Origin of the sequence: Streptomyces sp. NPDC088812 (assembly GCF_044750285.1) — a bacterium.
Lineage (GTDB): Bacteria > Actinomycetota > Actinomycetes > Streptomycetales > Streptomycetaceae > Streptomyces.
On sequence record NZ_JBIVJP010000003.1, the window covers coordinates 225352 to 232756 of the forward strand.

Sequence of the window (7405 nt, forward strand, 5' to 3'; positions counted from 1 at the left end):
GGGGACGGCGGTCGGCGCAGTCCTTCTCCGCCCCGGCTGCGAAAATGCCCGCATGGGAAAGTCCAGGAACTCCCGGCGCGGACGGGACACCGAGGCCACCGTGGCCGAGGCCGTCGACGGCGGCCTCGCACAGCTCATACCCGACCGGGACCGTACGAGGGCCTGGACCCTCCTCGTCGACGGCGCGCCGCAGTCGCACGTGGACCTCGACGACCCGCGGTTCCTCTCCTTCGAATACCAGCGACGGCTCGGCCACGTCATCGACCTCGCCGCACCGCCCGGCAGGCCCCTGCACGTCGTCCACCTCGGCGGTGGCGCCCTCTCCCTCGCCCGGTACGTCGCCGCGACCCGCCCCCGCTCCACCCAGCAGGTCGTCGAGCGGGACGCCCGCCTCGTCCAACTGGTCCGCCGTGAGCTGCCGCTGGACCCCGGCGTCCGGATCCGGGTCAGGTCCGTCGACGCCCGTGAGGGACTGCTCAAGGTGCCCGAGGGGTGGGCCGACCTCGTCATCGCCGACGTGTTCAGCGGCGCCCGCACCCCCGCCCACCTGACCTCCACCGAGTTCCTCGACGAGGTCCGCAGGGCGCTCCGGCCCGGCGGGCTCTACGCCGCCAACCTCGCCGACGGCCCCCCGCTCGCCCACCTGCGCGGCCAGATCGCCACCGCCGCCGCCCGCTTCCCGGAACTCGCCCTCGTCGCCGACCCGACCGTGCTGCGCGGCAAGCGGTTCGGCAACGCCGTCCTCGTCGCCTGCGACCTCCCCCTGCCGGTCGCCGAACTGACCCGCCGCGCCGCCTCCGACCCGCACCCCGGCCGGGTCGAGCACGGCAGGGCGCTCACCGACTTCACCGGCGGCGCCGCCCCGGTCGGCGACGCCTCGGCGGTGGCGTCACCGGCCCCGCCGCCCGACACGTTTCGGTAGGGCCGGGTCCGGCCGGTCCGGCGGCGCGCCTCGGCGGGCGCGCGTCATCCCAGTGGGCGCGCGGCATCTCAGCGGGCGCCGGGCATCCCAGTGGGCGCGCCGCACCTCAGTAGGTGCCGACCTCCACCCGCGGCGGCCCGTCGTGCCAGGTGCAGAACACCGACACATGGTCCGCGCCCGAGGTGAACTCCACACGGATCCAGGTCTCCGTCTTCCACACCTGCATCGACCAGCCCGCGTCCGGCGTCGCCGAGACGAGCGTCGCGGAGGCCGCCTGGAGCTCGAACACCACCCGCCCGCCGTCGGTGTCGTAGCTGCGGACCCGCCCGGTGGGGGTCGGCGAGGCGACCGCCGTCGAGGACGGTTCCGAGGGGGTGGGCGAGCGGGACGTGCGGCTCGGCTCCGGCGACGGGCTGGGCGAGGGGCTCGCGGAGGACGCCGGACGGCCCTCGGGCGACGCCGACGCCGACACCGGCGCCGACGTCGGCACCTGCGTCGGAGTCTCCGACTCCCGCGCGGCCGTGTCCCCGGCCGCCAGCGGCACGGCCCGCGGCGGGTCGTACGCGGTGCCCGCCATGACCGTGTGGACACCCCACCACGACAGCGTGGTCGCCGCGCCCGTGGCGAGCGTCCAGGCCAGTACGTGTACGAGTGCTCTGCGCATCGCGGGCCATCTTGCCCCACGCGCCACGGGTGCCGCACGGACGGCCCACCGGTCGTCCACAGGAGCCGAGTTGTCCACAGGCCCGAATGCCCGTCGCCCGCATGGCGTACGGTGCGGCGCATGGCAAGTGTGCTCGTCGTCGAGGACGACCAGTTCGTACGCTCCGCGCTCATCCGGCACCTGACCGAGGCCTCGCACACCGTGCGCAGCGTCGGGACGGCACTGGAGGCGCTGCGCGAGGTCGCCCATTTCCGCTTCGACGTGGTCGTCCTGGACCTCGGACTGCCCGACCTGGACGGCTCCGAGGCCCTGAAGATGCTGCGCGGCATCACGGACGTGCCCGTCATCATCGCGACCGCCCGCGACGACGAGACGGAGATCGTCCGGCTGCTGAACGCGGGGGCGGACGACTATCTGACCAAGCCCTTCTCGGTGGAGCACCTCTCGGCGCGCATGGCGGCCGTCCTGCGCCGCTCCCGCGCCGGCGCCGGGGACGCCCCGCCCTCCTCCGTCCTGCGCGTGGGCGGTCTCACCGTCGACCCGCTGCGCCGCCAGGCCGAGCTGGACGGCGTCCGGCTCGACCTCACCCGCCGCGAGTTCGACCTGCTCGCCTTCCTCGCCGGCCGCCCCGGCGTCGTCGTCCCGCGCCGGGAACTGCTCGCCGAGGTCTGGCAGCAGTCCTACGGCGACGACCAGACCATCGACGTCCATCTGTCCTGGCTGCGCCGCAAGCTGGGCGAGACGGCGGCCCGCCCGCGCTATCTGCACACCCTGCGGGGCGTCGGCGTGAAGCTGGAACCGCCCGTCATGGAGTCGGACGGGGAGCCGCCGCGATGAGATGGGCACTGGTCAAGGTCTGCCTGGCGGTCACCGCGATGGTCGTGGTCGCCTTCGCGGTCCCGCTCGGCCTGGTCATCAAGGAGATGGCCCGCGACCGCGCCTTCTCCAACGCCGAGCGGGAGGCCGCCGTCGTGGTCCCCGCGCTGTCCATCACCACCGACCGCGAGCAGCTGGAGCGGGTCGTCGCCTCCGCCGGCTCCGACGACGGGATGGCGGTGCACATCCCGGCGAGCGACGGCCGGGCCGCCGTCGAGCTCGGCCGACAGCGCGCCACCGGCGCGGACATCGACGCCGTCCGCGAGCTGGGCCGCGCCTCCACCGCCGAGGTGCCCGGCGGCTCCGCCCTGCTCCAGCCCGTCGCGCTCAGCCTCGGGACCGTGGTCGTCGAGGTGTACGTCCCCGAGTCCGAGGTCAGCAACGGCGTCGCCACGGCCTGGGCGGTGCTCGCGGCGGTCGGCGTCGCGCTGGTCGTCGGCTCGGTCGCGGTCGCCGACCGGCTGGGCGTGCGGATGGTGCAGCCCGCCCAGCGGCTGGCCGAGGGCGCCCACGAACTGGGGGAGGGGAAACTCGGCGTCCGCGTCCCCGAGGAGGGGCCGAACGAACTGCGGCTGGCGGCGGTCGCGTTCAACTCCATGGCCGACCAGGTCGTCCAGCTCCTGGCGAACGAACGGGAGCTGGCCGCCGACCTCTCCCACCGGCTGCGCACCCCGCTGACCGTGCTGCGGCTCAACGCCGCCTCCCTCGGCGACTCACCGGCCGCCGAACAGACCCGGGCCGCGGTCGCCCAGCTCGAACGCGAGGTCGACACCATCATCCGCACGGCCCGCGAGGCCAAGCCGCAGACCGCGGCGGCGGGCCCGGGCGCCGGGTGCGACGCGGCCGAGGTCGTCCGGGAGCGGATGGCGTTCTGGTCGGCGCTCGCGGAGGACGAGGGCCGCACGGTGCGGCTGGCCGGCGTCGACCGTCCGGTGCGCATACCCGTGGCCCGCGCCGATCTCGCGGCCGCGCTGGACGCCCTGCTCGGCAACGTCTTCCGGCACACCCCCGAGGGCACGGCCTTCGCGGTGGACGTGCACAACGGCGAGGACGCGGTGATCGTCCTGGTGTCGGACGCGGGGCACGGCATACCCGACCCCGAGGCGGCGATGGCACGAGGCCGGGGGTCCGGGAGCGCCGGGTCGACCGGGCTGGGCCTGGACATCGTGCGCCGGCTCGCGGAGTCGACCGGCGGCGACGTACGGATCGGCTCGTCGGTGCTGGGCGGCACCGAGGTGCGGATCTGGCTCCAGGTCGACGGGCGGACCGGGCGGGAGCCGGGGCGCAGAGGACACCGGGGTGCGGTGCGCAGACGCCGGCTGGGCAGAACGGCCGCCACCTTTAACCGCCCCCGATCCCTTCCTTAAGCGCACCCTAAGATCGCCAACCCCCGCCCCGATCAGGCGGTTTGCCCGATTCGGTCTCGCTAGCGTGCTGCCGCGTCCCCCTCCGGGACCTCCCTGGAACCCCCGTGAACCACGAAGGCAGGCACGCCATGAGTACGCACCGGCGCAAGGTCAGCGGCAGGAACAAGGCGATCGGCGGCGTGGTCGCCGCGGCCGTGGTCGGCGGCGGCGCGGTCCTGCTCACCGGCACCGCCCAGGCGGCCGGGGTCGGCGCCGCGTACACGAAGACCAGCGACTGGTCGACGGGGTACACCGCGCAGTACGTCGTCACGAACAACAGCGGTGCCGTGAAGGACGACTGGACCCTCGAGTTCGATCTGCCGGCCGGTTCCAGAATCAGCTCCCTGTGGAACGCGGAGTCGGGCGTCAGCGGACAGCACGTCACCGTGACGCCCCCCAAGTGGGACACCGACGGTCTCGCGGCCGGTGAGTCGGTCACCGTCGGGTTCGTCGTCAACGGCAGCGGCGATCCGTCCGGCTGCCGCGTCGACGGCGCCCGCTGCTCGGCCGACGAAGGCGCGACCCCCGAGCCGAGCGGCCGCCCGACGCAGACCGCGAGCGCGACCCCGACGGCCACGGCGACCCCGACGGCCACCGCGAGCCCGAGCGCCACCGCCTCGGCCCCGACGGCCACCGCCTCCCCCTCGGCGAGCACCGGCACCGGCACGGGGTCCGGCACCACGGCCTCCGCCGGCTTCGTCCCCTACGTCGACACCTCCCTCTACCCCGCCTTCGACCTCCTCGCCCACGCGTCCGCGACCGGCGTGAAGGAGTACAACCTCGCCTTCGTCACCGACGGCGGCGGCTGTACGCCCAAGTGGGGTGGCGTCACCGACCTCGCCACCGATGCCGTCGCCGCCCAGATCGGCGCCCTGCGCGCCGAGGGCGGTGACGTCCGGGTCTCCTTCGGCGGCGCGGCCGGCTCCGAGCTGGGCACCACCTGCTCGTCGGCGGATGCGCTGGCGGCGGCGTACGGCAAGGTCGTGGACGCCTACGGCCTCACCAAGGTCGACTTCGACGTCGAGGGCGGCGCGCTGCCGAACACGGCCGCGAACACCCGCCGCGCCCAGGCGATCGCCACGCTCCAGCAGCTCCACCCCGACCTGGACGTCTCCTTCACCCTCCCCGTGATGCCGGAGGGCCTGACCCAGGACGGCGTGAACCTGCTGGCCAACGCGAAGACCAACGGCGTGGCGATCAGCAGCGTCAACATCATGGCGATGGACTACGGCGCGGCCTACAGCGGCGACATGGGCACCTACGCCGAGCAGGCGGCCACCGCCACCCAGGCCCAGATCAAGAGCGTCCTCGGCCTGAGCGACGCCGCCGCCTGGAAGGCCGTCGCCGTCACCCCGATGATCGGCGTCAACGACGTCACCTCCGAGATCTTCACGGTCGACGACGCCACCCAGCTCGTCGCCTTCGCGAAGTCCAAGGGACTCGGCTGGCTGTCGATGTGGTCCGCCACCCGCGACAAGCAGTGCACGGGCGGCGCCAAGACCTACGCCGACCCCACGTGCAGCTCGATCGTCCAGGACGCCGGCGCGTTCTCGAAGGCGTTCGCCACCTACCAGTGACGTCGGGGCTCAGCGGCTGAGCCCACCCTCCTTCACGGCGTGCAGCAGGCCCGCGAGGGCGCGGGGCGCCACGAGAGCGACCGTCTGAGGGCGGTCGCTCTCGCGGAGGTGGAGCCGCGCGGGGGCGGATGCCGCCAGCTCGACGCAGTTGCCCTCCCCGCCTGAGCTGAACGTCGACTTCTGCCAGTTCAGCGGGGGCATGGCGGTCGGCTGCCCTCCTTCACGGCTTGCAGCAGGCCCGCGAGGGCGCGGGGCGCCACGAGAGCGACCGTCTGAGGGCGGTCGCTCTCGCGTAGGTGGAGCCGGGTGGGGGCGGACGCCGCCAGCTCGACGCACTCGCCTTCGCCGCCGGTGCTGAACGACGACTTCTGCCAGACGAGGTGAGGCACGGCGGGGTCCTTTCAGAGGGTGTACATCACGTGCTGGATGAGACTCAGGGAGTCGCGTGACTCGTGCGACTCGGGTGCCGCTTCCGGGTCGACGGGCGCCAGCGCCAGCTCACTGAGCCGCTCGAACATTCTGGCGTACTCATCCAGTTCAGCTCCATCCCAGAGGAGGAGCGAGTTGGTCGGGTGCTCCAGGTAGACCGTGTCCAATTCGGGGACGCCAGTGCCGAAGATGACGAACGACCGGCTGTGGGCGGCGTAGACGCCCGCCCGACCCCCCCAAGCGTCTCGCTCACCTTCCCGCCCCACCCCGTCTGGGTCCGCACCGCACGCGACGCAGTCCGCACCCTCCTCCTCGCCACCCCCCACGCCGACCTCGCCGACACGGCCGTCCTCCTCACCTCCGAGGCCGTCACCAACGCCATCAACGCCTGCGCCGACAAGGGCTGCACCACCCCCGTCACCCTCCATGCCGGCTGGTGGTTCGACCCCCACCACCGCCTCCGCGTCCTCGTCCACGACGCAGCCCCGGGCCTGCCCACCCCCCGAACCCCCGCCCAGGACGACGAGGAGGGCCGCGGCCTCCACCTGATCTCGTCCGGTGCCGACGCCTGGGGCGTCTGCGCCCATGGCCCCGGCCGGGGCAAAGCCACCTGGTTCGAGCTCGGACATCAGGCCCAAACTCACTCGTAAGGCTGAAATGGCCACGAAACGGCCCGTGCGGTAGCCGACGGCCGCCTACGTTCCGTCACATGGTCAGTTCAGCGCACGAGGCGATGCACCAGATCTTCCGGGAGGATCCCGGGCTCGTCGCCCGCGCCCTTCCCCGGGCGGGCATCCCCTTCCCCGAACCCACGGCGATCCAGCACCTGGACACCGATCTCACCGAGATCAGGCCGCTGGCACGCCGGGTGGACACCCTTCTCCAGGTCGACACCGCGAACGACGGGAGCTTCCTGCTCGCCGTCGAGGCACAGGGCAAGCCGGACCAGGACAAGCCGAGCAGTTGGACGTACTACCTGGCGCACCTCTACGCCAAGTACCAGCTCCCCCCGATCCTGCTGGTGGTCTGCCGGGACAAGGCCACCGCCTCCTGGGCGGCGGAACCCGTCCGGGTCGGCCTGCCCGTCCACACCAGCATGGCGGTCTTCCCGCTCGTCCTGGGCCCCGGCAACGTTCCCGCGGTCGTCGACCCGGACGAGGCGAGCGAGGACCTCGCCCTCGCCGTGTTCTCCGCCCTCGCCCACGCCAAGGATCCGGACCTGCCTGCGATACTGGACGCGCTGGCGGCGGCGGTGAACGGCACCGGCGGCGAGACCGCGAAGCGTTGGGCGGAATTCACTGAAGTCGGCCTGGGCGACACCCCGGCCCGTGCACTGTGGAGGCAACTGATGGCCACGTACACCCCCCGTTTCCCCGGCAGCGGCACCATCATCGAGGAAGCTCTCATCGAGGGCGAGGCCAGGGGCGAGGTGAAGGGCCGCGCGGAGGGCCGTGCCGAGGGCCGCGCCGAGGACATCCTCCACATTCTTGAGGTGCGCGGGATCGAGGTCCCCGATGCCGCTCGGGAGCGG

General features: G+C 73.4%; 9 protein-coding genes. 6 read left to right on the forward strand and 3 right to left on the reverse strand.

Annotation, left to right across the window (positions count from 1 at the left end; genetic code table 11):
* Positions 1 to 52 precede the first annotated feature (52 nt).
* Positions 53 to 922, forward strand: coding sequence for a spermidine synthase (locus ACIP67_RS07165; protein ID WP_401688612.1), 870 nt, complete (start codon positions 53 to 55; stop codon positions 920 to 922).
* A 106-nt stretch (positions 923 to 1028) separates the two neighbouring features.
* Here the strand turns inward: ACIP67_RS07165 and ACIP67_RS07170 are convergent, their stop codons facing one another.
* Positions 1029 to 1586: a hypothetical protein gene (locus ACIP67_RS07170; RefSeq protein WP_401688613.1), complete on the reverse strand. Its 558-nt coding sequence runs from the start codon at positions 1584 to 1586 to the stop codon at positions 1029 to 1031.
* 120 nt (positions 1587 to 1706) lie between these two features.
* Between ACIP67_RS07170 and ACIP67_RS07175 the strand changes: the two genes are divergently transcribed.
* The 3 genes from ACIP67_RS07175 (at position 1707) to ACIP67_RS07185 (ending at position 5445) form a co-directional block, all read left to right on the forward strand.
* Positions 1707 to 2423 carry a response regulator transcription factor gene (locus ACIP67_RS07175; protein WP_401688616.1) on the forward strand — a complete coding sequence of 239 codons (717 nt, stop codon included), beginning with the start codon at positions 1707 to 1709 and terminating at the stop codon, positions 2421 to 2423.
* Positions 2420 to 3829 (forward strand): sensor histidine kinase, encoded by a 1410-nt coding sequence (locus ACIP67_RS07180; RefSeq protein WP_401688618.1) that lies wholly within the window; start codon positions 2420 to 2422, stop codon positions 3827 to 3829. Before ACIP67_RS07175 ends, ACIP67_RS07180 begins: the two co-directional genes overlap by 4 nt.
* Before the next feature lie 128 nt (positions 3830 to 3957).
* Positions 3958 to 5445: a cellulose binding domain-containing protein gene (locus tag ACIP67_RS07185; RefSeq protein WP_401688621.1), complete on the forward strand. Its 1488-nt coding sequence runs from the start codon at positions 3958 to 3960 to the stop codon at positions 5443 to 5445.
* A gap of 9 nt (positions 5446 to 5454) precedes the next feature.
* On the opposite strand, the gene ACIP67_RS07190 is transcribed toward ACIP67_RS07185, so the two are convergent.
* Entirely contained in the window at positions 5455 to 5646 is a 192-nt protein-coding gene (locus ACIP67_RS07190) for a DUF397 domain-containing protein (protein ID WP_401688623.1), read from the reverse strand.
* Entirely contained in the window at positions 5634 to 5834 is a 201-nt protein-coding gene (locus ACIP67_RS07195; protein ID WP_401688626.1) for a DUF397 domain-containing protein, read from the reverse strand. The genes ACIP67_RS07190 and ACIP67_RS07195 overlap by 13 nt, the downstream gene beginning before the upstream one ends.
* A 246-nt stretch (positions 5835 to 6080) precedes the next feature.
* Here ACIP67_RS07195 and ACIP67_RS07200 point away from each other — a divergent pair, with 246 nt between their 5' ends.
* Both ACIP67_RS07200 and ACIP67_RS07205 read left to right on the forward strand, forming a co-directional pair.
* Entirely contained in the window at positions 6081 to 6524 is a 444-nt protein-coding gene (locus tag ACIP67_RS07200) for an ATP-binding protein (protein ID WP_401688629.1), read from the forward strand.
* A gap of 59 nt (positions 6525 to 6583) precedes the next feature.
* Positions 6584 to 7405, forward strand: an 822-nt coding sequence (locus ACIP67_RS07205; protein WP_401688632.1) for a hypothetical protein, incomplete at its 3' end; no start/stop codon positions are given.